22 protein-coding genes and 1 pseudogene are annotated in these 26,333 nt (G+C 57.3%); 1 reads left to right on the forward strand and 22 read right to left on the reverse strand.

Features of this window, described 5'->3' with window-relative positions; genetic code table 11:
- Positions 1-233: 233 nt before the first annotated feature.
- The 3 genes from CH74_RS03190 to dkgB form a co-directional block, all read right to left on the reverse strand.
- Positions 234-1,493 (reverse strand): D-amino acid dehydrogenase, encoded by a 1,260-nt coding sequence (locus CH74_RS03190; RefSeq protein WP_048306044.1) that lies wholly within the window; start codon positions 1,491-1,493, stop codon positions 234-236.
- A gap of 160 nt (positions 1,494-1,653) precedes the next feature.
- Entirely contained in the window at positions 1,654-3,006 is a 1,353-nt protein-coding gene (locus CH74_RS03195) for an MATE family efflux transporter (RefSeq protein WP_253272920.1), read from the reverse strand.
- A gap of 97 nt (positions 3,007-3,103) precedes the next feature.
- Complete coding sequence (gene dkgB, locus CH74_RS03200; protein ID WP_048306045.1) at positions 3,104-3,919, reverse strand: 2,5-didehydrogluconate reductase DkgB; 816 nt, start codon at positions 3,917-3,919, stop codon at positions 3,104-3,106.
- 15 nt (positions 3,920-3,934) lie between these two features.
- Between dkgB and CH74_RS03205 the strand changes: the two genes are divergently transcribed.
- Entirely contained in the window at positions 3,935-5,191 is a 1,257-nt protein-coding gene (locus CH74_RS03205) for an NAD(P)/FAD-dependent oxidoreductase (protein ID WP_053070605.1), read from the forward strand.
- Between the two features lie 10 nt (positions 5,192-5,201).
- Here CH74_RS03205 and CH74_RS03210 read toward each other — a convergent pair whose 3' ends face one another.
- The 19 genes and pseudogenes from CH74_RS03210 to leuB all read right to left on the reverse strand — a co-directional run bounded on the left by CH74_RS03210 (position 5,202) and on the right by leuB (position 26,303).
- Positions 5,202-6,053 (reverse strand): ABC transporter permease, encoded by an 852-nt coding sequence (locus tag CH74_RS03210; RefSeq protein ID WP_048306046.1) that lies wholly within the window; start codon positions 6,051-6,053, stop codon positions 5,202-5,204.
- A gap of 4 nt (positions 6,054-6,057) precedes the next feature.
- Entirely contained in the window at positions 6,058-7,311 is a 1,254-nt protein-coding gene (locus CH74_RS03215) for an ABC transporter permease (protein WP_048306047.1), read from the reverse strand.
- Positions 7,312-7,409: 98 nt separating this feature from the next.
- On the reverse strand, positions 7,410-8,510 hold the full coding sequence (locus tag CH74_RS03220; protein WP_216594703.1) for an extracellular solute-binding protein: 1,101 nt from the start codon (positions 8,508-8,510) through the stop codon (positions 7,410-7,412).
- A 100-nt stretch (positions 8,511-8,610) separates the two neighbouring features.
- Positions 8,611-9,744, reverse strand: a complete 1,134-nt coding sequence (locus CH74_RS03225) for an ABC transporter ATP-binding protein (RefSeq protein WP_048306048.1) — start codon at positions 9,742-9,744, stop codon at positions 8,611-8,613.
- A 257-nt stretch (positions 9,745-10,001) separates the two neighbouring features.
- On the reverse strand, positions 10,002-10,583 hold the full coding sequence (locus CH74_RS03230) for a YceI family protein (protein ID WP_048306049.1): 582 nt from the start codon (positions 10,581-10,583) through the stop codon (positions 10,002-10,004).
- Positions 10,584-10,641: 58 nt separating this feature from the next.
- On the reverse strand, positions 10,642-11,199 hold the full coding sequence (locus CH74_RS03235; protein ID WP_048306050.1) for a cytochrome b: 558 nt from the start codon (positions 11,197-11,199) through the stop codon (positions 10,642-10,644).
- Between the two features lie 216 nt (positions 11,200-11,415).
- Positions 11,416-12,617: pseudogene (locus CH74_RS03240) on the reverse strand (O-succinylhomoserine sulfhydrylase).
- A 74-nt stretch (positions 12,618-12,691) separates the two neighbouring features.
- Positions 12,692-14,209 carry an amidophosphoribosyltransferase gene (purF, locus tag CH74_RS03245; RefSeq protein WP_048306051.1) on the reverse strand — a complete coding sequence of 506 codons (1,518 nt, stop codon included), beginning with the start codon at positions 14,207-14,209 and terminating at the stop codon, positions 12,692-12,694.
- A 77-nt stretch (positions 14,210-14,286) separates the two neighbouring features.
- Positions 14,287-14,850: a CvpA family protein gene (locus tag CH74_RS03250; protein WP_048306052.1), complete on the reverse strand. Its 564-nt coding sequence runs from the start codon at positions 14,848-14,850 to the stop codon at positions 14,287-14,289.
- The gene (locus tag CH74_RS03255) at positions 14,847-15,539 is read right to left on the reverse strand and encodes an SPOR domain-containing protein (RefSeq protein ID WP_048306053.1); all 693 of its coding nucleotides are present in this window, start codon (positions 15,537-15,539) and stop codon (positions 14,847-14,849) included. The genes CH74_RS03250 and CH74_RS03255 overlap by 4 nt, the downstream gene beginning before the upstream one ends.
- Positions 15,536-16,861: a folylpolyglutamate synthase/dihydrofolate synthase family protein gene (locus CH74_RS03260; RefSeq protein WP_048306054.1), complete on the reverse strand. Its 1,326-nt coding sequence runs from the start codon at positions 16,859-16,861 to the stop codon at positions 15,536-15,538. Before CH74_RS03260 ends, CH74_RS03255 begins: the two co-directional genes overlap by 4 nt.
- A complete protein-coding gene (gene accD / locus CH74_RS03265) occupies positions 16,862-17,812 on the reverse strand; it encodes an acetyl-CoA carboxylase, carboxyltransferase subunit beta (RefSeq protein ID WP_048306055.1) in 951 nt (316 codons plus the stop codon).
- Positions 17,813-17,904: 92 nt separating this feature from the next.
- Positions 17,905-18,720: a tryptophan synthase subunit alpha gene (gene trpA / locus CH74_RS03270; protein ID WP_048306056.1), complete on the reverse strand. Its 816-nt coding sequence runs from the start codon at positions 18,718-18,720 to the stop codon at positions 17,905-17,907.
- 24 nt (positions 18,721-18,744) lie between these two features.
- Complete coding sequence (gene trpB / locus CH74_RS03275; protein WP_156181327.1) at positions 18,745-19,959, reverse strand: tryptophan synthase subunit beta; 1,215 nt, start codon at positions 19,957-19,959, stop codon at positions 18,745-18,747.
- Between the two features lie 41 nt (positions 19,960-20,000).
- The gene (locus CH74_RS03280) at positions 20,001-20,639 is read right to left on the reverse strand and encodes a phosphoribosylanthranilate isomerase (RefSeq protein WP_048306058.1); all 639 of its coding nucleotides are present in this window, start codon (positions 20,637-20,639) and stop codon (positions 20,001-20,003) included.
- Positions 20,636-21,568, reverse strand: coding sequence for a tRNA pseudouridine(38-40) synthase TruA (truA, locus tag CH74_RS03285; protein ID WP_048306059.1), 933 nt, complete (start codon positions 21,566-21,568; stop codon positions 20,636-20,638). Before truA ends, CH74_RS03280 begins: the two co-directional genes overlap by 4 nt.
- A gap of 152 nt (positions 21,569-21,720) precedes the next feature.
- On the reverse strand, positions 21,721-23,904 hold the full coding sequence (locus CH74_RS03290; RefSeq protein WP_048306060.1) for a FimV family protein: 2,184 nt from the start codon (positions 23,902-23,904) through the stop codon (positions 21,721-21,723).
- A 177-nt stretch (positions 23,905-24,081) separates the two neighbouring features.
- Entirely contained in the window at positions 24,082-25,194 is a 1,113-nt protein-coding gene (asd, locus tag CH74_RS03295; protein ID WP_048306061.1) for an aspartate-semialdehyde dehydrogenase, read from the reverse strand.
- Positions 25,195-25,223: 29 nt separating this feature from the next.
- A complete protein-coding gene (gene leuB, locus CH74_RS03300; protein WP_048306062.1) occupies positions 25,224-26,303 on the reverse strand; it encodes a 3-isopropylmalate dehydrogenase in 1,080 nt (359 codons plus the stop codon).
- Positions 26,304-26,333: the final 30 nt, after the last annotated feature.

The raw sequence follows: 26,333 nt of genomic DNA on the forward strand, positions 1-26,333 counted from the left end.
GATGACATCGGGTATCCTAGGCCATAATCATCGCCTTTAATTACACAAGGTAACAAGAATGAATATTTTGCAACATTTTGATTCGAAGTATTAACTTTTAACCATTCTTTAACTAGAGGTTAATAGCTGAAGCAGTATTACTTTTTGTAAGCGAACACTAATTAAACTGGAATCACCGCATGAAAAATGCCGCTTGGTAAGCGGCATCGAGGCATTTCATCTACGTTGAGACATCAGGCTGTGTAGCGGGTAACATCCAGCCCTTTGGGGTCAATGGCCGGTTGGCGATTGCTCATCAGATCCGCGAGCAGATGAGCGCTGCCACAGCTCATTGTCCACCCCAAGGTGCCATGGCCGGTATTGAGCCATAGGTTGCGGTATCTGGTTCCGCCCACAATCGGCGTCGAGTCCGGGGTCATGGGGCGAAGTCCTGTCCAGAATTCCGCCTTTGCAATATCTCCCCCTTCAGGGAATACATCACCGATTACCATGGCGATGGTGGCACGTCGCTTCTCGAGCAGGTTCAAATCATAGGAGGCCAGCTCAGCGGTGCCGCCAACCCGAATACGGTCGTCGAAACGAGAGATGGCGACCTTGTAGGTTTCGTCCATCACCGTGGATTGAGGCGCACCAGCATCATCGGTGACCGGCACGGTCAGACTGTAGCCCTTCACTGGGTAAATCGGCAGACGAATGTCCAGATCCTTGACCAAAAACGGTGAATAGCTGCCCAGACACACCACGTAACTATCCGCATTGAACTCCCCGGCAGAAGTCACGACCCCTTCGACATGATCGCCCTGGCGCTTGATGCGCTGGATATCGATATCGAAGCGGAATGTCACATTCAGATGATCGCGGCAATAATCCGCGAGACGATTGGCAAACAGATGACAATCGCCGGTCTGATCGTCTGGCAGATGAAGCCCCCCGACGAACTTGCCCGGCACCCGGGCCAGCGCGGGCTCGACGTTGACTATGTCAGTGGCATCGAGAAGCTTGTGGCGAACACCGCACTGCTCGAGCACTTTCATGTCCTTGGCGACGGCATCGACCTGGCTTTCATAACGAAACAGCTGTAAAAGTCCGCGCTGACGGTCTTCGTAACGGATACCCGTGTCGTCGCGCAATTCATTGATACAAGTACGGCTATACTCGGCAATGCGTACCATGCGCTCCTTGTTGATCGCATAGCGCCCGCTGGTGCAGTTCTCGAGCATCTGCACCATGAAACGCGCCTTGGCTGGGTCCATGCGCGGCTGAATCTTGAGCGGCGCATGTTCTTGAAACATCCACTTGAGTGCTTTTTGTGGAATGCCCGGTGCTGCCCAAGGGGAGGAGAACCCGAAGGAGACCTGGCCGGCGTTGCCATAGCTGGTTTCCATGGCCGGTGAAGGCTGGCGATCGAGAACGGTAACCGTATGCCCTTGTCGCGCCAGGTAGTAAGCGCTCGTCACACCCACGACGCCACAGCCAAGTACCAATACGTTCATCACTGCCCCCAAGGGAATTTTTTATGCATTATCGGCTGGCCAGCGGCGCCCGCTGGCGAGTGGAGAAGTATAGGGAACAGTTTGAAGAAAATAGCACTCTTTTAGCGGTGAAAAACACGATTACCCGCTTTATTTAAAGTCCTATTTGGCGATTTTTTCTTTATGTGAATTGCTCTGTAGTGGTTTGAACTGTCCTACCTCTAGATCCGATCGAGCGTCGATACATCGCGAATGCCAATCCGCCTGCCAAGACATTCCCGAGCGCTGCGCCTATTGCCACACCGAAGATGCCTGCCCACTGCGCCCCTAGCCATAAACAGGGTAGATAGCACACGAACAAGCGCACTCCGGACATCAGCATGGAGCGTAAAGGCCACCCCAGTGCGTTCGAAGCTGATACCACAACCATGCACACGCCCAGCAGGGCATAGCTAGGTAGTAGACCTCGTATCAATAGGGTCAGCTCACTGCGGATTTCAGGATTGCCTGCCAACAGCTCTCCCACCCAAGGTGCAAGCAGCGCCATCAGCAGTCCCAGGCTCAATTGCCAGATCAAAACCACACGTAGCGCCAGCCACATCAAGCGCCGAATCTGCTGCCAGTCGCCGGCACCATAGCAACGCCCCAACCAGGGGGGCAATGACATGGTCAGGGCTAGCACGACCATCAGCGATACGGTTTCCAGACGGCTTACCAAACCCCAGGCCGCTACAGCAGTCTCGCCAAGAGAGGCAATGATCGCCGTTGCCAGCATGGCTGCCAGCGGCGGCATGAGCTGGCCGATCATGGCAGGTCCGGCGATGCCCGCAAACGGTCGTGCGGACTGACGCGCCTCTTCCATCAACCCCTGATTCGAGAGCCAGTCGGTACGCTTTAGCCGCAGGGTGACTATCAGCAGTCCCAAGGCGAACGCGATGGTCGTGGCCCAGGCAGCACCAGGCAGACCCAGTCCTTGCCAATCACCGATACCGAAGATCAGCAGTGGATCCAACGCCAGGTTAATAAGGCTGGTCAGCACCATCATGTTGCCGGGCAAACGCATCTCGCCTCGGGAACGAAACAGGCTATAGCTGAAATAGAGCAGAGCGCCGACCCAGGCAGCCAGCAGCTGTGGCCCCCAGTACTCGCCTATCAGTGACAGCAGCGATTCATCCGCCCCTAGCAGACGAAACAGCGGTGTTTGCAAAGCACCCAATAGCAGACACAGAACGCCGACGATCAGACTGCCGCCCAACAGCACCAAGCTACTCAAACGCCTTGCTCGAGGTGCTTCCCCAGCGCCCAGCGCTCGGGACACGAGAGCGGCAATCGCGATACCCAGCCCCACCTGGACACCGATGATCAGAAAAGATAGGGGAAAGGTAAACGACTGGGCCGCCAAGGGCGCGGTGCCCAGTCGCGCAATGAAAGCACTATCGACAAGCTGAAACCCCAGTAGGGACAAGGCGCCGAGGGCCATGGGCCAGGTCTGCTGCCACAGCTGGCGTTTAAGAGAGGATTGAGACTGGCTCACGGACACTCCGCAAGAACCGGCTGATTTTCACCGGCCGGTTCCTTTAGTTCATTACAGAATTTTCGCTGCAGAAAAACGCTAACTGCATTAGAAGCAGTTACTCATCCCATTTTGGGGCGAAATCTGGATTGGCAATACGATCACCGGCATCGAGCTTGTCGATCCTCGTCATCTCATCTTGCGAGAGATTGATATCGAGTGCCTCGAGGTTGGATTTCTGATGCTCTGGCTTGGTCGAAGAAGGAATTACCACGATGTCACGCTGAGCGACCCAGGCCAGGGCAATCTGGGCAGGTGTGGCATCGTGCGTCTTGGCAATATCTTTGAGCACCGGCTCGTCCATCACCTTGCCTACCGCCAGCGGCATATAGGCCGTCACCTGCAGCCCCTTGGACTGGCAATGCTCGACCAGCTTACGGTTGGCGAGAAATGGATGCACTTCGATCTGATTGGTCACGATGTGCTCCCCACCAGGCATCGATAGTGCCTCGTTGATCTGGGCAACGGTAAAGTTGGAAACACCAATTCGCTTGGTCAGACCCTTTTCTCGTGCCTCGCTCAAGGCGCCAAGATATTCGGACATGGGCACTTCGTCATTCGGCGACGGCCAGTGCAGCAGGGTCAGATCGACTTGATCCACTCCGAGCTTGCGACAGCTTTCCTCAAGACTTGCAATGAGATCGTCATGCTCGAAACGATCCCACCATATTTTCGTGGTCAGGAATATTTCGTCCCTGGGTATACCGCTTTGCTTGATAGCCTTGCCGACGGCTTCTTCGTTTTCATACATCTGAGCGGTATCGATATGGCGATACCCCAACTCCAGCGCAGAGGTAACGGAATCGATGACGTCCTGCTCCTTGAGGCGGAAAGTACCTAAACCAATGGAGGGCAATATCTGGGTACGTGCCATAGTGAAACTCCTTGCGTGCATGCGATTGGCTGTCATGATCCTGAGCGCTGGCTAGAACATGGGGATAAAGGGCTGTGTTTCAAGGCCCAGGCGCGTCAGCCGGGCAAACCCCATGCTAGACTGAACGTCCACCCTCAAACACACATTTCGATGACCGAGACCACTCATATCGTTCTGGTGGGGGCGGGACATGCCCATCTGCACGTCGCGGCAAACGCCGGGCAATTAATCGATGCCGGTGCCGGGGTCACACTGCTGTCCCCCGGCAATTTCTGGTACTCGGGTATGGCCAGCGGCATGCTGGGCGGCGAGTATAGCGATGATGACGATCGATTGGACCCGGCGGCCTTGATCACGCAAGCCGGCGGTCGCTTCATCGCGGATCGTGTCATAGCCATCGACCGGGAGCAGCGATTGCTCCATCTGGCCAAGGGCGATCCGCTTCCTTTTGATCTGCTTTCTCTCAACCTGGGTAGCCGCGTGGACGCACCTTCGATCAGCGGTATCGAAGATGCCAAAGGGGTTTGGCCCGCCAAACCCATTGATAATCTTTACCAACTACGGGAACTGCTTGAGTCGGCCCTTGGCGACTCGGCACCGCTGCCTCGGCTGGCGGTGATTGGTGGTGGCCCTACCGGTGCCGAACTTGCCGCCAATCTCCTGGCACTCAGTGAGCGTTATGGCAGGAAATTCGACATCAGTCTGATCAGCGCCAGCAAACGGCTTCTGGAGCATGCACCTCGCAGTGCCAGTGCCTGGCTAGCCAAACGCCTGCGACGGCGAGGATTGAGGATCGAGATGGCCGCCAGCGCCGTTACCTATCGGCAGGGCATGCTGACCCTGGACGACGGCATGCAGCTTCCGGCAGATCACATCGTCATGGCCACGGGACTAGTGGCGCCGTTACTGATCAGTGAATTGGACCTGGAGCATCATCCGCATCATGGCCTCGCAGTCACATCTGCGCTCCATACCCCCTATGACGATCGTATCTTTGCGGTAGGCGACTGCGCCTGGCTGAAGGATTCTCCCTACCCCAAACTCGGCGTGTTCGGCGTGCGCCAGGCGCCAATCCTGCTGCACAATCTCGTAGCGCACTTGAAAAACACGCCATTTGAAGCATTTCAGCCCCAGCGCCGCTATCTATCGATACTCAATCTAGGCGATGGTCGCGGCATGGCATTGTGGGGACGTCTGTGGTGGGCGGGGCGCCTGGCGATGCGGACCAAGCGGCGCCTCGATCATGATTTTATGCAGCAGTATCGTCCGTGAACGTGCAGTCTTAACCTGGCGTCAGCCCCCGCAGCCGCTCTCCCCTGCGCCTGAGCAGCTCCAGGGTTGCCAGCAGCAGCATAGATAGCAATACCAGCAGGGTCGCCACCGCCAGAATGGTCGGACTGATCTGTTCGCGAATGCCCGACCACATCTGGATCGGCATGGTGCGCTGCTCGGGTCCGGCGATGAACAGCACCACAACAACCTCATCGAACGAGGTAATAAAAGCGAACAGCGCGCCAGATACCACTCCAGGGGTCACCAATGGCAGCACCACCTTGAAGAAGGTGCGCGTCGGGTTCGCACCCAGACTGTGGGCGGCACGGATCAGTGTGGTGTCGAAGCTCGAGAGTGTCGCGGTCACGGTGATCACGACAAACGGGATGCCCAGCACGGTGTGGGCAAGGATCACCCCCAGATAGGTCTGGGCCAGGTTGATCTTGGAGAAGAAGAAGAACATCGCCGCCGCGGAAATGATCAGCGGCACGATCATGGGAGAAATCAGCAGCGCCATGATCGCTCCCCGGGCCGGCATGAAGCGGCTCGAGAGCCCCAGGGCGGCAATGGTGCCGAGTATCGTCGCCAGCAGCGTCGAGGCGATGCCGACGATGAAGCTGTTCTTGATGGCGTTGAGCCAGGCACTCGAGGTAAAGAAATCCTCGTACCAGCGCAGGGAATAGCCCGCCGGATCGAAGGACAGCATCGCTTCGCTGAAGGTGAAGTAGGGTTCCGCGTTGAAGGATAACGGAATGATGATCAGCAGCGGGCCGATCAGAAACAGGAAGATCAATCCGCATAGCGTCAGGAAGACGTAGTGCCAGACTCGCTCGCCGGTCGTGGCATAGGAAGGAAGCGCCATCACGTTACCCCAGTTTGACCTTGTCGACGCCAATCAGGCGATTGAATATCCAATAGAACACCACCACCACGAGCAGCAGAATCGACGCGATCGCTGCCGCCAGTCCCCAGTTGAGGGATGTCTGCATGTGGTAAGCGATGTAATTGGTAATGAAGCGCCCGGACTGGCCACCTACCAGTGCCGGCGTGATGTAATAGCCAATGGATAGAATGAAGACCAGAATCCCCCCGGCAGCGATACCCGGAATGGTCAGCGGGAAATAGACGCGCCGGAAGCACAGGAAAGGACGCCCACCCAGGGAACGCGCTGCGCGCATGTAGCTTGGCGGAATAGTCTTCATCACCGAGTACAGCGGCAGGATCATGAACGGCAGCAGAATATGCGTCATGGCAATGATGGTGCCGGTCTTGTTGTGTATCAGCTGCCAGCGCGCCTCATCGGCAATGACGTCGAGGGCTACCATGACATCGTTGAGCACCCCTTGGGATTGAAGAATGGCAATCCAGGTGGTGGTGCGCACCAATAGCGACGTCCAGAAGGGTAACAACACCAGAATCATCAATAGATTCGATTGGCGCAGCGGCAGATTGGCCAATAGAAAAGCAATCGGATACCCCAGCACTAAGGTCGCCAGGGTAATGACGGCACTCATCCAGAAGGTCCGCCAAAAAAGCGTCGCATGAATCTGCAAATACTCCGGCACCTTGACGATCTCGCCTTCGGGCGAGAACTGGCGATCCATCGCCGCCAAATAATAGGACAAGGTATAAGGAGACGATTCGCGTTGAATCAGCTGCCAGGTGTCAAGCTCACCCCAGGCATCGTTGATCTCGATCAGCGCTTCACGATACGGCGGTTCAAGCGTGCGCAGACGGCGTGCCGTGCGAGAGATAGCCGAGCGCATGCCGGATTTTTCGTAGTTCAAACGGCTCGACAACAGGCCCAGGTTACGTTCCTTTTGGCCTTTTTGAAGATCTTCCACCAAGGCTTCGAAGACCGGCTCGCCAGGTATTGATTCGCCATCCCAGTCATTCAAGGCAGAGACGGTTCGACGTAGCGTCGTCGAGACTTCCGGGTTGTCCACGCTGCGCCAAAGCATGTCGAAGATCGGCATGACGAAGGCGATTCCCAAAAACAGCAACAGCGGCGATACCAACAGCAGCGCCTTGATCTTCGAGCGTCGCACAGCCCGACGCAGACTGACTTTCAGCGGCACGCCATCGGCGGTGGTCAAGGGGGGAGTAGAAGAATCGGACACGCGGGCCTCTCCATCTGGATGGCTTATCGCAAGACCGCTTGCGATGAATGCCCCACTCGAAGACTGATCGAGCGGGGCAATGTACTTAGGCTGCTAACCTATTGCGACAACCAGGCGTTAAAGCGCTGAGTCAGCTCATCGTTGTTGTCTGCCCAGAATTCGTCGTCCTTGGGAATGGCGGTTTCGAAATTGGCCGGATAGGTTGGCATGTGCGGTTTCATCTCAATGCCGGTTTCCGCATGGGTCGATACCATGTCCGAGGAGGACTTGCGTGCCGGGCCATAGGAGATGTATTTGGCCTGATCCGCAAGACGCTGGGTATCCGTGGCGAAATAGAGATAGTCCTTGACCTTGTCGAGCTTACCGGTAGGCACCACCCAGCCATCCAGTTCGAAAACCTGAGCATCCCAGATGATCTCGAACGGCTGGTCCTCGGTGACCATGGCATTGAAGATGCGCCCGTTGTAGGCAGAACCGAAGGCGACCTCCTCGTCCGCGAGCAGTTGCGGCGGTTGAGCCCCTTCTTCCCACCAGATCACTTGATCCTTGATGGTATCCAGCTTAGCGAAAGCACGCTGAACGCCTTCTTCGGTTTCCAGCACGTCATAGACTTCTTCCGGTGCCACGCCATCAGCCACCAGAGCCCATTCCAGATTGTTGATGGGCTTGCGCAATAATGTGCGCTTGCCGGGATAGTTCTCCAGATCAAACACATCAGCGATGGTGCTGGGCTGCTTGTCCTTCGGGAACATCTCGGTATTGAAGGCGACGACATTGGAGTAGACGATCGAAGGCACGAAACATTCCGTCAGCGAGTCGTCGATGAAATCCTCCGTGGGGGGCGTGCCGTCTGGCGCTTTGGCCAACAGCTGATCGTGATCCAGCGGCTCGATCAGCCCCTCGGCACAGGCGATCAGCGCATCCGCCGGCAGCATGTCGACCAGATCCCAGGTCACATTACCGGCCTGATTCTGTGCGCGCAGCCCGGCCAGGGCATTGCCGCTACGATCGATATTGACGATTTTGTCACCGCTCTTTTCCATCCAAGGTTCGTTGTAGGCCTTCTGCTGACTCATGCTATAGGCTCCCCCCCAAGACACGATATTGAGCGTCTGTTCAGCCTGAGCCGCTACCGCGATTGCAAGCGTCGACAGTCCCATTGCAGCGATCGTGGCGCCTTTCATCATTGGCTTGTTCATAGCACTTTCTCCGATTGTTGTTGTGAAGCGCGTTTTGGCCCGTATTGGATGAAAGGCGTAACGTCACGGCCGACTCGGCTACGCCTTTTATACAAGACTTTCAGGCATCCAGCGCCCGGCAGTCGCTACTCGACCACCCGACCTTGATCGTCTGTCCTGGACGCAGACCGGCAGTACCCTCCGCATTGGGTGTCTTGAGGATGAATTCGTCGTTACCGCACACCGAAAGCCGGGTGCGTAGGTGGTCGCCAAGATAGATCACTTCCTGCACCTGAGCCGTGAAGCAGTTTTCCAGGGAAGTATCATCATCTGCCACGATACTGACCCGCTCGGGACGCAGCGACAGCGTGGTTCTTGCCCCTACATCGCTGACGGCAACGGGTTTGGCAAGTACCGTGTCACCGCTGTCCAGGCGTACCCTACAAGTATTACCTTGGTAATCGATCACATCGCCACAGAGACGATTGTTTTCGCCGATGAAGTAAGCTACGAAGGCGTTCTCCGGTTCCTCATAAAGCGCTTCAGGGGTGGCCAGCTGCTGTACGACACCATCGTTGAACACCGCGATACGGTCCGACATGGTCAGTGCTTCAGTCTGATCGTGGGTGACATAGATCATGGTCACCCCAAGACTTGCATGAATGCGCTTGATCTCGTACTGCATTTCCTCGCGCAGATTCTTGTCCAGCGCGCCGAGAGGCTCATCCATCAACACCAGTTCGGGCTCGAAAACCAGTGCTCGCGCCAAGGCGACGCGCTGCTGCTGCCCTCCAGAGAGCTGGGCAGGCCGACGGTCACCGAACTCTTCCAAGCGAACCATTGCCAAGGCACGCTGCACCTTCTGCTTGATATCGTTCTTGCTCAAATGACGAACTTCGAGGGGAAAGGCTAGATTTTCAGCCACGCTCATGTGGGGAAACAGCGCGTAGTTCTGGAACACCATGCCGATACCGCGCTTATGAGGCGGCAGATCATTGATTGGCTCACCCTTGAGCAGAATTTCGCCGTGAGTGGGAGTTTCGAAGCCTGCCATCATCATCAGGCAGGTAGTCTTTCCAGATCCGGAAGGGCCCAGCAAGGTCACGAACTGCCCTTTCTGGATATCAAGGTTGAAGTCCTTGACGACCAGCTCGACGCCGTCGTAACTCTTCTGGACATTGATGAAGCGCGCAAAACTGGTATCGGCGACCTGCGTCTCATCGACCCGAAGCTCTGCTTGAAGGGACTGCGTCATGAAGACTCCTGGCGTTCGGTTGTTATTATGTCTATGTCGTACAACGCCTTGGCTAGCAACGCCATTGACTCGACCATAATTCGGCTTGAACCTGGCCACAATCCTTCTTAGGGATAATAAGCGTTGAACTCAAAGGCTGATTCCTGAAGCCATTTTGGGTATGGCATCTTAGGTAAATACTTCCTCGATCCAGCGCGAACAGACCATAAAAAAAGACGCCGACGAGGCGCCTTTCAATGTAATAGGTTAGTGGCCGCTTACTGGCGAATGCCCTCGAATACCACATACAACTCGAGTTCTTGCATCACCGGCGGAAATTTGCTCATGTCGATATCGTAGTCGGCGAGGGTCAGGTTGGTCGTTCCTTCGAAACCATCACGATAGCCACCCCAGGGATCTTTGCCACCACCGATATGCGTCACATCCATGGTGATCTCATTGGTGACACCATGCAGAGTCAAGTCACCAGTAAGTTTACCTTCCCCCTCACCGGTAGACTCGAATCCGGTGGACTCGAAGGTCGCGGTGGGATACTCGGAGGCATCAAGGAAATCCTCGTTCAGGATATGCTTGTCCCGCTCGGCGTGATTGCTGTTGAGACTGGAGACATTGACATCCACATTGACGCTCGAGGACGCGACATCTTCCGGATCGTAGCTGAAGTTACCCGAAAAATCCTCGAAGGATCCAAGGATGTAAGAGTAGCCCAGATGGCTGATCTTGAACTGGATGAAGGCGTGCTGGCCCTCCTTATCGATGATGTAGTCGGCGGCCTGGACTTGAGCCAAGGGCAGCAGTGACGACACCGACAGTGCGGCAATCATGGTCTTCTGGAACATCGGGAACTCCTTGGTGTTATGAGTAATACGTCAACGATATACCAAATGAGAAAAGATATCAGGACAGACGCCGCGACGTGCGGGGGTCGATCATGCGACGCATGACATCGTTGCGATCAATCAATAGATGCTTGAATGCCGCCAGCGCATGTCCCAGGGAAAGAATCATCAGTGCCCAGGCGCTATACCAGTGGACCTCGCCAGCAATACTGGCTTGATTGGGCAAGCCGGAGACAGTAGCGGGTACGGTGAACCAACCGAACACGCTGATACCGCTGCCATTGGCGGTAGAAATCAGATAGCCGCTGATCAACACGACGAATAGCAGCGCATAGATCAACAGATGACCAATCTTGGCTGCCACCATTTCCAGCCGCGTCCCTTGCTCCCTAGGCGTCGGCTGAAACAATCGCCAGAGAACGCGAAGCGCAGTAAGCGCCAATATCAGCATGCCCATAGAGCGATGCCACCAAGGAGCTAGATTGTACCAGGCGTCGTAATAAGTGAGATCCGTCATCCACCACCCCAGCGCGAATAGCCCTATCACCGCGATAGCACTCAGCCAGTGGATCAGGATACTGATCAGCCCCCATCCTCGAATCGAGTTACGCCACATGGATACCGTCCTCTCTCAATCGATATTCAGCGCAGGTTCTGCCGAACGTTTCATTGACATCAGATCAGCCAGCATGACGGTATTTAAAGTAAAAAAACAAGGGCCCGCACTGCGGCGAGCCCCTTGCTACTGCTGAAATTACCGTTGCGCTGTTCTGGCGTTATGTGGAAAACGACGGCGCCAACGTCTCAAACTATCCTGATGCGGCTGTCTATTTCACAACAAGCTATCGAGACCCCGGGACAGATCGGCCTTTAGATCCTCGGTATCCTCTAGCCCTACCGCAATGCGAAGCAGGCCTTCGCCAATTCCTGCCGCCGCTTTTTGTTCGTCGCTGAGACGGCCATGTGTCGTGGTGGCCGGATGGGTAATAGTGGTCTTCACATCGCCAAGATTGCCGGTGATCGACATCAATCGGGTGGCATCGATCACCGTCCAGCGCCCTCGCGCTCCCCTTTGATCTCCACTCCCAGCACCGCACCAAAACCACGCTGCTGACGACGCGCAAGCTCATGCTGAGGATGGCTTTCAAGACCACTGTAGTGCACCCTCACCACCGCAGGGTGGGCGTCCAACCACTGTGCCAGTTGCAGGGCGTTCTCGGACTGGGCCTTCATGCGTAGCCCGAGGGTCTCGAGCCCCTTGAGAAATATCCAGGCATTGAACGGGCTCAGACAAGGGCCACAGGTGCGCACGACCCCAAACACCTCTTCCAGCTCCTTGTCTCGCCCCACTACGGCACCGCCAATGGCTCGGCCCTGACCGTCGAGATATTTGGTCGCGGAATGAATGATCAGATCCGCTCCCAGCTCCAGCGGTCGTTGCAGCGCCGGGGTCAGAAAACAGTTGTCGATGGCAAGCCAGGCATCTTGCTCCTTGGCCAATTTTGATAACTGCGCAATATCCACCACTTCGGACATGGGATTGGAGGGTGTTTCGGCAAACAGCAGACGGGTTTTCGGTGTCAGCGCCGCCGCCCACTCCTCGAGATTGCCAAGCTCCACATAGCGCGTAGTGATGCCGAACTTGCCCAGGTACTTGTCGAACAGACTGACCGTGGAGCCGAACAGCGATCGTGACGCAACGATCTCGTCACCGGCTTCCAGTAGCGCCAAGGCCGTAGAGAGAATGGCCGCCATGCCGGAACTGGTGGCAACGCACCGCTCCCCTCCTTCGAGCGCCGCCAGACGACGCTCGAAGGCTTGAACGGTGGGATTGGTAAAGCGCGAGTAGATGTTGCCCGGCTCGTCGCCGGCGAACTTGCTTGCGGCTTCGGCGGCGCTGGCATAGACAAAGCTCGAGGTCGGAAAGATCGGATCCCCATGCTCTTGTTCATTGGTGCGCCTCTGCCCGGCTCGTACCGCCAGAGTGTCGAAGGCTAAGGCGTCAATGTGCTCGAAAGCGCCATCCTGATGCATAAGTTTTCACCCGTTTGGGATTGAGTCGCCCTGCTTGTGCTCAAGATTATGCAAGGCAATGTTGAGTACGATAGCTAGCCGTAATCTTCGACATCATTGTGCAGATCGACAACGGAGTGCGCCGAGCCGGACTGCTGCTTGACCGCATCGCTGCGCGAGGCTTCCAACGCGCCGAGATAGGTCGAATCGATATCGCCGGTGATGTACTCGCCATCGAATACCGAACAGTCGAAGCGCTCAAGCTGCGGATTGACCTTGTGGCAGGCCGCCTTCAAATCCTCTAGATCCTGATAGAAAATTCGGTCGGCGCCGATCAGCTCGCCGACGTCCGCTTCGCTGCGGCCATGGGCGATCAGCTCGTTGGCCACCGGCATGTCGATGCCATACACATTGGGATAGCGCACCGGCGGCGCGGCGGAGGCAAAATAGACCTTGCGGGCGCCGGCTTCTCGGGCCATCTGAATGATCTGCTTGCAGGTGGTGCCGCGCACGATGGAATCATCCACCAGCAGCACATTCTTGCCTTCGAACTCACTGTCGATGGCGTTGAGCTTCTGACGCACGGATTTCTTACGCTGAGTCTGGCCTGGCATGATGAAGGTACGCCCGATGTAACGATTCTTGACGAAACCCTCGCGATAGGTCACGCCAAGATGCTGGGCCAGCTCCAAGGCAGAGGTACGCGACGTATCCGGGATCGGGATCACGACATCGATGTCGTGATCTTGCCACTCTTTGAGGATGCGATCGCCGAGCTTGCGGCCCATTTCCATGCGAGTGACGTAGACGTAGGCACCATCGAGCATCGAGTCCGGTCGTGCTAGATAGACATATTCGAAGATGCAGGGTGCCAGCACCGTGCGTTCGGCGCAGGACTGAGTATGTATTTCACCCTTCATGTCGACGAAGATCGCCTCTCCAGGCGCCAGATCACGGGTGAGCTCGAAGCCGCCTACGTCTAGGGCCACCGATTCCGAGGCGATCATCACGTCGCGCCCCTCTTCGGTCTCGCAGGTACCGAAGACCACCGGGCGGATGCCCTGAGGATCGCGGAAGGCCACCATGCCAAAACCGTTGATCATCGCAACCGCGGCATAGCCTCCGCGACAGCGACGATGCACGCGACGCACTGCATCAAAAACGTCTTCTGGCTCGAGATGATGGCCCTGTTTGCCTAGTTCGTGAGCAAATACATTGAGCAGCACCTCGGAATCGGAACTGGTGTTGATGTGACGCAGATCCGTGGAGTAGAGCTCCTGCTTCAACTGATCGGAGTTGGTCAGGTTGCCGTTGTGCGCAAGCGCCAGACCATAGGGCGAGTTGACGTAGAACGGCTGGGATTCCGCTTCGCTCGAAGAGCCCGCGGTGGGATAGCGCACATGACCGATGCCCAGGTTACCCTTGAGTCGAGTCATGTGGCGGGTATGAAAAACATCCCGTACCAAGCCGTTGCTCTTGCGTAGCAAAAAGCGCCCTTCGTGCCAGGTCATCATTCCGGCAGCATCCTGCCCACGATGCTGAAGCACCGTAAGGGCATCATAGAGCGGTTGATTGACCGGCCGAGTGGCCATAAGGCCTACGATACCGCACATGTCGCCTTACCTCACTTCAATGAAACCACGTCGATAAAACAGCAGCCGAGACTCGCTCGAGCTGCATTGTGATCCTATTACTGGGCATCGTCTCTAGGCGATCCAAAGGGCAGCGCGGTAGGCACGGATAAAGAACGTAACTCTTCTTCGGCTTGGGGAACATACTGTTTCCAGTCCGGGATACGCGCCATCGTCCAGTCTCTCAACCCTTCGAAAGCAGGGCGCAACTCCGCTTGCTGCCAAGCCTGCAGCTGCACCAGAGGCGTCAAGGTGATCACGACCGTGGCCACCACCAGAATAGCGCCGCCGCGCAGCGTCCCAAAACCCGCACCGGCCAGGCGATTGAAAAATCCCAGGCCAACCCACTCGACGGCGGCTTGCACCAGACGAATAACGATTCCACATACCACGACCACCGCAAGTATGATCAGCACGAATGCCGCTATCAAACGTGCATCCGGATGATCGATGACGCCTTCGAGCCTATCCGCAACGGGCTGGGCGAACATTCGTGAGGCTATCAGCGCAAGAATCCAGGCCCCCAAGCCCAGCGCCTCCCGCATAAGACCCCGCGCAAAACCTGCTAACATCGACACTGTCAGAATGGCCAGAAACACCCAATCCAACCAGGTCAGTGTCACTCCTGCCCCCTCAGTCGAATCAGCAGACCTTGTATGTTGGCTTTCTGCTTGAGTTCGGTACGTGCCTTCTCACCTGCCTCGGAAGAGGTGTAAGGACCGACGTAAACCGTCGTCAAATCATTGTCCCGAGTCCGACTGAACGCATTAAAGCCTTTTGTCTCGAGATCGGCCTGAAAGCTTTTTGCGTTATCCGGCTCCCCGAAGCTGCCTGCCTGAACCGCCCAGTCGCCTTGCGTTGCCTTGGGCGTCTCCTGCTGAGCACTCTCCTGGGGTCGGTTCTTTTCGCTCTCTTGGGCGTTCGCACGTTCCTGATTGCGACGTGCCAGCTCCGCGATGGGATCGGAGCGGGTATCGGGCTTGGCGATCTGCTGAGTGGGCTTTTGCTGCGAGGCCTGCTGCCTGGCGCGCTGCACCTCTTCGGGCTCGACTCTATCGACCGATGAGGACTCATCGAATGATCTGGGCGTATCACCACGCATCTGAGGCGTTTGAATCTGCCCCAGGCTTGCCGGTGGTTCTGGTTCAGCAACATCCTTGCGCTCGACGTCGATAGGCTTTTCAAGGGTCAATGTCGGCTCGGGCTGCGTTTCCCGGGAAGGAGGATCGTCAAACAACATGGGGATAAAGATCACTGCCAACGCCAATAAGATCACTGCGCCACTTATACGTTCGCGCATGCCGTATTTCATGTTTTCCTCCTGGAGGTAGATGCTGGCTCCGGATCGACTTGCGAGTTTCGCGCATCATACCAGCCAAGCACGTCGGCGACGGTAAAGAAAGAACCACATACCAGCACCTCGTCAGTATCGGTAAGCATATCGATCAACCACTCGGCCCCGGCTCGAGGTGATCCAGCCTGATGCAGCACCGTTTGCTCATGGCGCTCAAGAAGAGCCGCAAGGGACTCGGCGTCACGGCCTCGTTCAACGTTGAGACTCACTGTCACCCAGCCATCCACCTGGGGAGCCAATGCATCGATGACGGCACCAGCGTCCTTGTCCGCCAGCATGCCGAGTAGCGCTATACGACGACTGGGAGGCTCGCGCTCCGCTAGCCTCGCGCTCACGTATTCAGCTGCCTGCGGATTGTGGGCCACATCCAGGCACCAGTTTTCCAGCCACTGCATGCGTCCAGGCAACGACACCGCGCCAAGCCCGCGCCGACAGGCTTCAATATCGGGCGCGATACCCGCAAGCGCCAGTGCTTGCAAAGCGCTGGCGGCGTTATCCAACGGTAATCCTGGGTCCGGCAGTCTCTCGAAGCTCAACGGATTGCCTTCGCCGTCACGCCCCTGCCAGCACCAGCCTGTACCGTCTTCTTGGCGATGGTGAGAAAAATCATTTCCCAACGCATGAATGCCGGCACCCAGCGACAGCGCTGTTCGATAGACGCTAGCCGGCAGTTCCCGACTGCCCAGCACTGCCGGACGCGCGCACCGCATGATACCCGCCTTTTCGCGCCCGATACCTTCGATATCGGTGCCTAGAAAGGCCGCATGATCCTGAGCAATGGTGGTAATGATGGCCACGTTCGCATCGATAACGTTGACCGCATCGAGACGCCCGCCAAGGCCGATTTCCAGAATGGCTATTTGAGGACGGCGCTCGGCGATCGCCCAGAAGGCCGCCAGGGTGCCGACTTCGAAATAGGTCAAGCTGATGGGCTCGAAGGATAGGCGAGCCGCCTCAACCTGCTCGAAGCCTTCGACCAGCAGTTCATCCGAGGCTTCAACCCCGTCCAATCGCAAACGCTCGTTGTAGCGCAGCAGATGAGGAGAGGTATAGGTGGCCGTGGACAAACCATGAGCGCGAGACAATGCTTCGAGCATGGCAACCGTCGAGCCTTTGCCGTTGGTACCCGCCACGCTGATGACCCGCTCCACAAGAGGCATATCGGTCAGCCCCATCCGACGGGCAACTTCAGCCACCCTCTCAAGGCCAAGATCGATGCTGACCGGATGCTCATGCTCGATACGCGCCAACCACTCGGTCAGCGTCAGACTAGCGCTCATTCAGCGTTCAACGTCCTGGGGCGTTTCCTCTTCGAAAGGCAGCTCTTCCTGCAGATCATTCGATTCTTCGCTAGGCTCCACGGGGATACCGAGTACGGGCTGATGCGTCAGCTTGCGCAATATGCCGCCGACCCGTTCACGCATTTCCTGACGATGAACGATCATGTCCACCGTGCCATGCTCGAGCAGGAACTCGCTGCGCTGAAAACCCTCCGGCAACTGCTCGCGCACGGTCTGCTCGATGACCCGCGGTCCGGCGAAACCGATCAAGGCATTGGGCTCGGCGATATTGAGATCGCCCAGCATGGCGAGAGAAGCGGACACGCCGCCGAACACCGGATCGGTGAGTACGGAAATATAGGGGATTCCTGCCTGCTTGAGTTTTTCCAGCGCGGCGGAGGTCTTGGCCATCTGCATCAAGGAAAAAAGGGCTTCCTGCATCCGCGCGCCACCGGAGGCGGCAAAACAGATGAAAGGAATGCCCTCATCCAGAGCGAGCCGCGCAGCACGCACGAACTTCTCGCCCACTACCGCGCCCATGGAGCCGCCCATGAAGGTGAACTCGAAGGCGACGACCACTACCGGCAATCCCCCGAGCATGCCTCGCATGGCGACCAATGCATCATTTTCACCGGTTTCCTTCTGTGCCGCAGTGAGGCGGTCACGATACTTCTTGGAATCCCGAAACTTGAGGCGATCGGCGGGCTGCAAATCCGTTGCGATCTCCTCACGCCCTTCCTCGTCCAGAAACCAGTCCAGACGCTTGCGGGCGGTCAATCGCAGATGATGGTCGCACTTGGGACAGACATCCTGATGTCGTTCCAGCTCGGGAAGATAGAGTACTGCGTCGCACTTGGGACACTTGCGCCATAAACCATCCGGCACGCTGGTACGCCGGTCGTTGCGCTGAATGCGGCCCATGGACGGCACGATCTTGTCTAGCCAACTCATGGTAAAAAGATTTCCGTTCTGCTGCTGTTGTGAATATCCGAAAGCAATGATCCGACACGCCTTTCGGATTTGAAATTGAAAGCGGTAAACTTTTACTCGGCGTCAGGCGCGTCCAACCCATGACGCATTTCACTCATCAACGCCTTTAGCCCCTCACGAGCCTGCTCAGGATGCTCGCAGTTATCAGCGATTCGCGACACCAAGGCACTGCCGACGATGACGCCATTAGCCACTTGACCTACCGCGGCGGCGGTGGCGCCATCACGAATGCCGAAACCAACGCACAAGGGGATCGAAGTCAATTGACGCAAAGAGTCGAGCTGACGCTCTATACTGGCGACATCCAGATTGGCGGCGCCGGTCACACCCTTGAGCGACACATAGTAGAGATAGCCTTCCCCATGAGCACAGATGATTGCGGCCCGCTCTTTCGAGGTGGTCGGTGCCACCAGGAAGATCGAGTGCAGATGATGTTCTTTGAACAGCGGCGCTATCTCATCGGCTTCTTCCGGTGGCATATCCACCACCAATACGCCATCAACCCCGGAAGCGGCGGCCTGCTCGGCAAACGCCTGCAGCCCCATGCGCTCCATGGGATTCAGATAGCCCATCAATACCACCGGTGTTTCGTTATCTTGCTGGCGGAACTCCTTCACCATGGCAAGAATGTGGGTCAGGCGAACGTCGTGCTTTAGCGCTCGCTCACAGGCCTTCTGAATGACCGGCCCGTCCGCCATGGGGTCGGAAAACGGCATGCCGAGTTCGACTACATCAGCGCCGGCCTCGACCAGCGCATGCATGAACCCGACAGTGTACTCAGGACTCGGGTCCCCGGCGGTGATATAGGGAATCAAAGCGGTACGTCGTTGATCCTTCAGGGTGTTGAAACGTTGATCGATGCGATTCATTCCTGCGCCTTTCATTTTCACCCCTCAAAAGTCCATGCCGTCAATTTTGGCCACCGTCAGGATATCCTTGTCGCCCCGCCCGGAAAGATTGACGATAATGTGCTGGTCGGGGCGCATGGTGGGCGCGAGAACCTTGGCATGGGCCAGGGCATGGGCTGGCTCCAGGGCCGGCATGATGCCCTCGACATGGGTAAGTTCACGGAAGGCTTCAAGCACCTCTTTGTCGTTGGCTGCCACATACTCGACGCGACCGACATCCTTCCACAAAGCGTGCTCCGGTCCTACCCCGGGATAATCGAGACCTGCGGAAATCGAGTGGGTGCTGGATACCTGACCGCCTTCATCGGACATCAGATAGGTTCGATTGCCGTGGAGCACGCCCTGGGGTGCATTGGCGCTCAGCGGAGCGGCATGGCGGCCGGTTTCGATACCGTCACCGCCTGCCTCGACCCCGATCATGTGCACGTCCTCATCCTCGACGAAGGGATAGAACAGCCCCAGCGCATTAGAGCCGCCTCCGACGCAGGCAATCAGGGTATCCGGCAGGCGGCCAATCTGCTTGAGCGACTGCTCCCGGGCTTCGCGACCTACCACCGCGTTGAAATCCCGCACCAGCAATGGATAGGGATGCGGCCCCGCCACGGTGCCGATGATATAGAAGGTGTCGTCGACGTTGGTGACCCAGTCCCGCAGCGCTTCGTTCATGGCGTCCTTCAAAGTGCGGGTACCGGACTCCACGGAAATCACATTGGCACCCAGCAGACGCATGCGATAGACGTTGAGCTTCTGGCGCTTGATGTCCTCGGCCCCCATGTAGACCTCGCACTTGAGCCCCAGCCGCGCCGCCACCGTGGCGGTGGCTACACCGTGCTGACCAGCGCCGGTTTCGGCAATGACCCGCGGCTTACCGCTTCTCTTGGCCAGAAGCGCCTGGCCAATGGTGTTGTTCACCTTGTGGGCGCCGGTATGGTTGAGATCCTCGCGCTTGAGCCAGATCTGTGCACCGCCAAGCTGGCGCGACCATCGTTCGGCGTGATAAAGCGGCGATGGACGGCCAACATAATGCGCCAGATCACGATCGAATTCCGCCTGGAAGTCCGGATCATTGCGAAGACTCATGTAGGTCTTCTCCAGATCCTCCAGTGCGAAGCTCAGGGTCTCCGAAACGAACCGGCCACCATAGGGACCAAAGTGGCCGCGGGCATCGGGCAGACGGGTCAGGTCACTGAACTTGGACACGAAAGACACCTCTTAGGGTCGCTTTTTAGAGCCGCTTGGGCTCAAGAGTGTTGAGCGAGAGATACTTGATCAAAAAATGCATGGATACGTGCAAGATCCTTTATGCCGGGAGAGCGCTCGACGCCTCCTGAAACATCCACCGCATAGGGGCGGACTGCACGAATGGCCTCATCGACATTGGTCGCGGTGAGACCACCCGCGAGAATAACAGGTTTTTCCAGACTTGCGGGGATTCGCGACCAATCGAAGGTGTCTCCGGTACCCCCGGGCACGCCGGGTCTATAGGCATCGAGCAACAGCCCGCGCGCCTTATCATAGGCTTTTGCCGCTGCCTCTACATCGAGTCCTTCACGCATGCGCAGTGCCTTGATCCAGGGACGCATCGTTTGGCCACAGAAATCCGGGGATTCATTGCCATGATACTGCACTAGATCCAGATAGGGTTCGCAGCGACGAATGAAGTCCATCGGCTGATCGACAAATAGTCCTACCCGGGTGACAAACGCGGGCACCCGTGAGGCAAGTTGCGCCAAGCGCTGCACATCGATTGCCCGCTTGCTGCCCGGCCACAGCACAAAACCCAGCGCATCCGCACCCGCCGCTACAGCCGCATCGACGTCTTGTTCCTGGGTCAAGCCGCAGATCTTGACTCGGGTACGGCCTGTCGTGAACCGGCTCATGTTCCTGTACCTTCAATGGGCGGAATTTCAGCTTCGGGCAGTCGACTACGATGACGTACCCTAGGGCTATCGGGTATTGCCCGCTCCCCGGTCCACTCCCCCAGAAATGCCAACAGGTTCGGCCCCAGCGGCTCTTGAGGCAATGCAAAGCGCTCGGCATAGACCGAGTCGACGAAATGCAGGCCACAACCCGGAGCCGTGACGTTGGCCTTGGCCCTATCCCGCAGCGTCAGCAGATAGGCCAGGTAATCCACATCCTGTTCTCCCCTGCCTACCGCCACCAGAGCGCCGGCAATATTGCGAATCATGTGATGTAAAAATGCGTTTGCCTGAACGTCGATCACCACCAGCGGCCCATAGCGATTGACTTCGATGAAGTGCAGATGGCGCCAGGAAGATTTGGATTGACAGCCTGCGGCGCGAAAACTCGAAAAATCGTGTTCTCCCACCAAGGCTTGCGCGGCTTGATGCATGAGCGCGGCGTCCAGAGGCTCACGACACCAGGTAGCATTGGCGCGTTCCAGTACCGGACGACTGGGCTGGTTGAGAATCACATAGCGATAACGTCGCGCCAGCGCCAGAAAGCGCGCATGGAAATCGCTTGCAACGGGCACGGCCCAGCGCACGGCGACATCCCGGGGTAGATTGACATTGGCGCCGTAGACCCAGGCTTTTTGACTACGCGGCACTGGAGCGTCGAAATGTACGATCTGGCGAGTTGCATGCACGCCGCTGTCGGTGCGACCACTGCACAACACCTTGACCGGCGCTGCAGCTACCTTGCTCAGCGCATCTTCCAGCGCCGCCTGTACCGACGGCGCCTGCTTGAGACGCTGCCAACCGCAGTAGTGGCTGCCGTCGTACTCCACCCCAAGGGCCAAACGCCCCGTCAAGGGGCGGGTATCGTCCAGGTACTCGAATAGGGCCATCGATGCTCAATATTCATGCTGAAAAGAAACGCCTATTTTATACGCAAGCCGGTTCGATGTCTTTTTTCCGTTTTATGACATGACAAAAACGACGCCCCTCGGTGAGGGGCGTCGTTTCTATCAAGACAGCGTTTATCTCGCGTCAGAACGCGTCAATGGCGAAAGGCGTCCGGGGCTGGATACTGATCGCTCTTGCGTCCTGGCTCGAAGGTTATTTCCTGAATGTCCCAGTTTTCGTCGCTATCGGACTGCTGATCGAGCGGCGATGCACCCTGCCTGTCGCGCTTAGCCAATTCCAGATTGCTGGGGTAAACGATCTCCGAGGAGCGCTCACCGGGACGCTGCGTATCCGCTACTTGAAGGTTTGGCGGCTGATAGTCGATAACATGCTCATCGAACGGGTATTGCGTCGCTTTTTCCTCATTCTTCATTACGGGCGGCTCAGAAACCGGTTCCAGAATATCGCTGTCGTCCGTTTCGAAGGACGATTCCATTTCAAAAGACGGTGTTTCTTGTGTCGCCTGTTCGAAAACCGCATCTTCGTACTGTGCATCAAGGCTTGCCAACAACCGCTGAACTTCCTGATGATAGGCTGGCTGAGCGTGATTTTGCAGGAAATCCGCCTCGCGCTCAGCGGCTTCACGCTCATCGAGAGCGATATATACCGACAGCAGCTTGAGCCTGAGATCATGACGCTCGGGGGCATTCTCAAGCTCCTGCTCCAGCAGTTCACGGGCAGCAGCATGACGGCCATAGGCAATAAACACATCCGCATCGTTGAGGGTCTGTGCCTGGGCCGGTGAATCCTGAAACTCATCGGCAACACTCATGGGTACCGCCCGGGCTGTCATCTCGTCCTGCATCTCGTCTTGCATCCAGGATAAGTCGCTCTCTTGCGCGACCGAGGGCGGCTGCACCTGTTCGACTTCCTCGTGCTTCTCGACACGGGAACGCTGGCGACGACGCAGCAAGGCCAAGGGCAGTAGCAATGCAATGGCAGCAACGCCACCGACGGTAATCATGTTGCCCTTCATTTGCTGAACCAGACCCGACAGGCCAATGCCGCTGCTTTCCAATGGCTCCGGCTGCAAGGAGGCAACGAGCCGGTCGTGCAGGCCTTCCACACTCTTACGCAGACTGGCCATCATGCCACCCAGCTGATCGCTTTGTTCACGGACCTGGGCCAGGGTGTCGTTGGTCATTTTCAAATTCGATTCCAGCGCGCTCAGGCGCTCATCCTGGCGAGCGGTGACGCTCTCTAGTTCCTCTGCGCTTACCAGGTTGGCCTGCAATTCAGATGCATTCGTAGCACTTTGCACCGTATTGGAAATGCCAGGCTGAGGAAGCACTGCGGAAGAGACGCTGCTTTCCGGCAAGATGTCAAGAGTTTCAGTAACGGCTGCCGCTTTCGCAGCTTCAGCTTTCTCGATGCCGCCATATAAAGCAATCGCCGCCTCGGCATCAACCATGACCGTCTCGGCCGAACTGACGGAGGCTGTCTCATCAAAAGAAGAGCTTGCCACTGTATCTGGCTGTGCGGAACTCCAGGCCCGGTTCTGTTCAAGTACCTGTTGGCGAGCCTGACGCGAATCGATCGAAGTCATCGCAGCGCGTGAAGGAATGGCAAGCACCGTGCCGGCCTGTAGGGTATTGATATTGTCTGCTTCAAAGGCTCTTGGGTTGCTGCGGAACAAGGCTAGCATCGCCTGTTCAGTGCTGACCTCGAATTGACGACGAATGCCATCCGCAAGACTCCACAGCGTATTACCCCGTTCTACAACGAGCTGGTGTGGCAAGGCACCGGCGGTCTTTCTGGCTGCGTCTACCGACACTGCCGGCTTGCTGGTGGGCAGAAGCGGTTGATCCGCAACGGATTCGCGCTGAGTGTTTCTTTCTGCGGATTTCGAGGTTTGCGCCGCGGTAAGCAGCGATGGCGGGAGCCTGTACGCTGGCGGATCGAGCAACACGTTGATCTGGCGACGCTGCTCGCCACCCGGCCATTCCAGGGTCAGTAGCAGTTCAAGATAGGGTTCGCTGACGGCTTGATCGGTACTCAGCAATAGCACGGGATCGCCACCCTCGCGGTTTATCGCTAGATGCAGATCATCGATTAGGTCGGCCCGAGGTAGCCCCGCCTCCTGAAATTCTGCTTTGTTCGCCAGATGCACGCGAAGCCGACTTGAGTCGATTCCCTGCAAATCGATCAGCGGGATACGCGCACGTAAGGGCTCATCGAGACGGGACTGAACCTGCATCTCGTCTAGATCCAATGCTTGCAGTCCGGGACTGGCAACCGCAAGAGTAGTCGCGACGATCAGTGGAAGTGTACGTTTCATGGTTATCCCCTAGCGCATTTTACTGTCCCGATCTGCTGTCGATGGGTTCATGGCAGATAACGGTATGATGTTGTTTGAATACTTATATCGTCCTTGCCGTCAGCACATTCACTGCTCTTTAACGCAACGACGCCTCCCGGAGGAGGCGTCGTGAATACTGGAAACCGGCCTGCGTGGTTACTGCTCGCGCAGGATTCCAAGCATACGCTTGAGCGGTTCCGCAGCACCCCAGAGCAATTGGTCACCCACGCTGAAGGCGGTCAAATATTCACCTCCCATGGCCAGCTTGCGCAGGCGCCCTACCGGAACGCTCATGGTGCCGGTGACGGCAGCAGGCGTCAGACCTTTGAGCGTTGCATCCTTTTCGTTGGGGATGACTTTGACCCAGTCGTTGTGCCTAGCCAGACGATCCTCTATCTCATCTATCGGCACATCTTTCTTCAACTTGATAGTAAAGGCCTGGCTGTGGGAGCGCATGGCCCCGATGCGTACGCACAGGCCGTCGATGGGAATCGGATTGGCTTCGTGACCGAGGATCTTGTTGGTCTCGACCCCGCCCTTCCACTCTTCCTTGCTCTGGCCGTTGTCCATGGCCTTGTCGATCCAAGGCAGCAGACCACCGGCCAGGGGTGCGCCGAAGTTTTCCACGGGGAAGTCGCCGCCGCGCATCGACTCGGACACCTTGCGATCGATGTCGAGGATTGCGCTGGCAGGATCCTCAAGCTCCCCCTGTACTGCGTCCCGCAGCGAGCCCATCTGATTGAGCAATTCGCGCATGTGCTTGGCGCCGGAGCCGGAAGCGGCCTGATAGGTCATGGAGGTCATCCATTCGATGAGATCCGCCTCGAACAGACCACCAAGCCCCATCAACATCAGGCTGACAGTGCAGTTGCCGCCGGCAAAGGTCTTGGTGCCCTTGGCTAGCTGGGCATCGATCACATGACGATTGACCGGGTCCAGCACGATGGTGGCCTCGTCGCTCATGCGTAATGTGCTCGCCGCGTCCAGCCAGTAGCCCTTCCAGCCGGACTCGCGTAGCGGCTTATAGACCTCGCCGGTATAGTCCCCGCCCTGGCAGGTCACGATCACGTCGAGCGCCTTGAGCGCCTCTTGATCAAAAGCGTCCTTGAGGGGCGGCACGTCCACGCCGATATCCGGCCCGGCCTGCCCCACCTGGGAGGTGGTAAAGAAGACCGGCTCGATACCGGCGAAGTCATTGTCGTCGCGCATGCGGTGCATGAGCACGGAGCCGACCATGCCCCGCCAACCAACGAATCCGACTTTCAACATGATAATTCTCCTGATGTCTTAAGAGCGGCTTAAGCGTGATTAAAGGCGGCGAGTACGGCGTCGCCCATTTCGGCGGTGGATACCTTCCGAGTACCCGGGTACGCGATATCCGCGGTACGCAGGTTGTCGTCCAGTACGCGCCCCACCGCTTTTTCGATGCGCTCGGCCAGCGCCGGCTCGTCCAGGGAGTAGCGCAGCATCATGGCTACGGACAGGATGGTCGCAAGCGGATTGGCCACGCCTTGACCTGCAATATCCGGCGCGCTGCCGTGGCAGGGCTCGTACATACCCTGGTTGTGTTCGTTGAGAGAAGCAGATGGCAGCATGCCGATGGACCCGGTGAGCATGGCCGCCGCATCCGAGAGAATGTCGCCGAACATGTTGCCAGTGACCATGACATCGAACTGCTTGGGCGCCCGTACCAGCTGCATGGCTGCGTTATCGACGTACATGTGGCTGAGTTCCACGTCTGGGTACTCCGGCGCCAGCCTGTTCATGACTTCCCGCCACAGCATGGTGACTTCGAGCACGTTAGCCTTGTCCACGCTGCACAGCTTGCGATCGCGTTTGCGCGCCATCTCGAAGGCAGCACGCCCGATGCGCTCGATCTCACTCTCGGAATAGACGTAGGTATTGAAGCCCACCCGCTGGCCGTCCCGCTCCTCGATACCCCGAGGCTGACCAAAATAGATACCCCCGGTGAGCTCCCGCAGAATCATGATATCGAGCCCTGCCACTACCTCTGGCTTCAAGCTCGAAGCTTCCGCTAGCTGCGGATACAGCAGCGCCGGACGCAGGTTGGCGAATAGGCCAAGGTGCTTGCGCAGTCCCAGCAGCCCCTTCTCCGGACGCTTTTGAATATCCTCGAGGCTGTCCCACTTGGGACCGCCCACGGCGCCGAGCAAAATAGCGTCCGCCGCCTGGGCTTTTTCAAGCGTCGTTTTGGGTAGTGGATCGCCCTCGGCATCAAAGCCTGCACCGCCCACCAAGGCGTCTTCCAGCTCGATATCAAGACCTTCCTGCTGACAGGCTTTCAATATCTTGACCGCCTCAGCGGTGATTTCCGGACCGATGCCATCTCCGGCTAGAATGAGAATCTTGCGACTCATGGTATCTCTCTATAACGCTGTAATTTGATG

Origin of the sequence: Halomonas sp. PR-M31 (genome assembly GCF_001039575.1) — a bacterium.
Classification (GTDB): Bacteria; Pseudomonadota; Gammaproteobacteria; order Pseudomonadales; family Halomonadaceae; genus Modicisalibacter.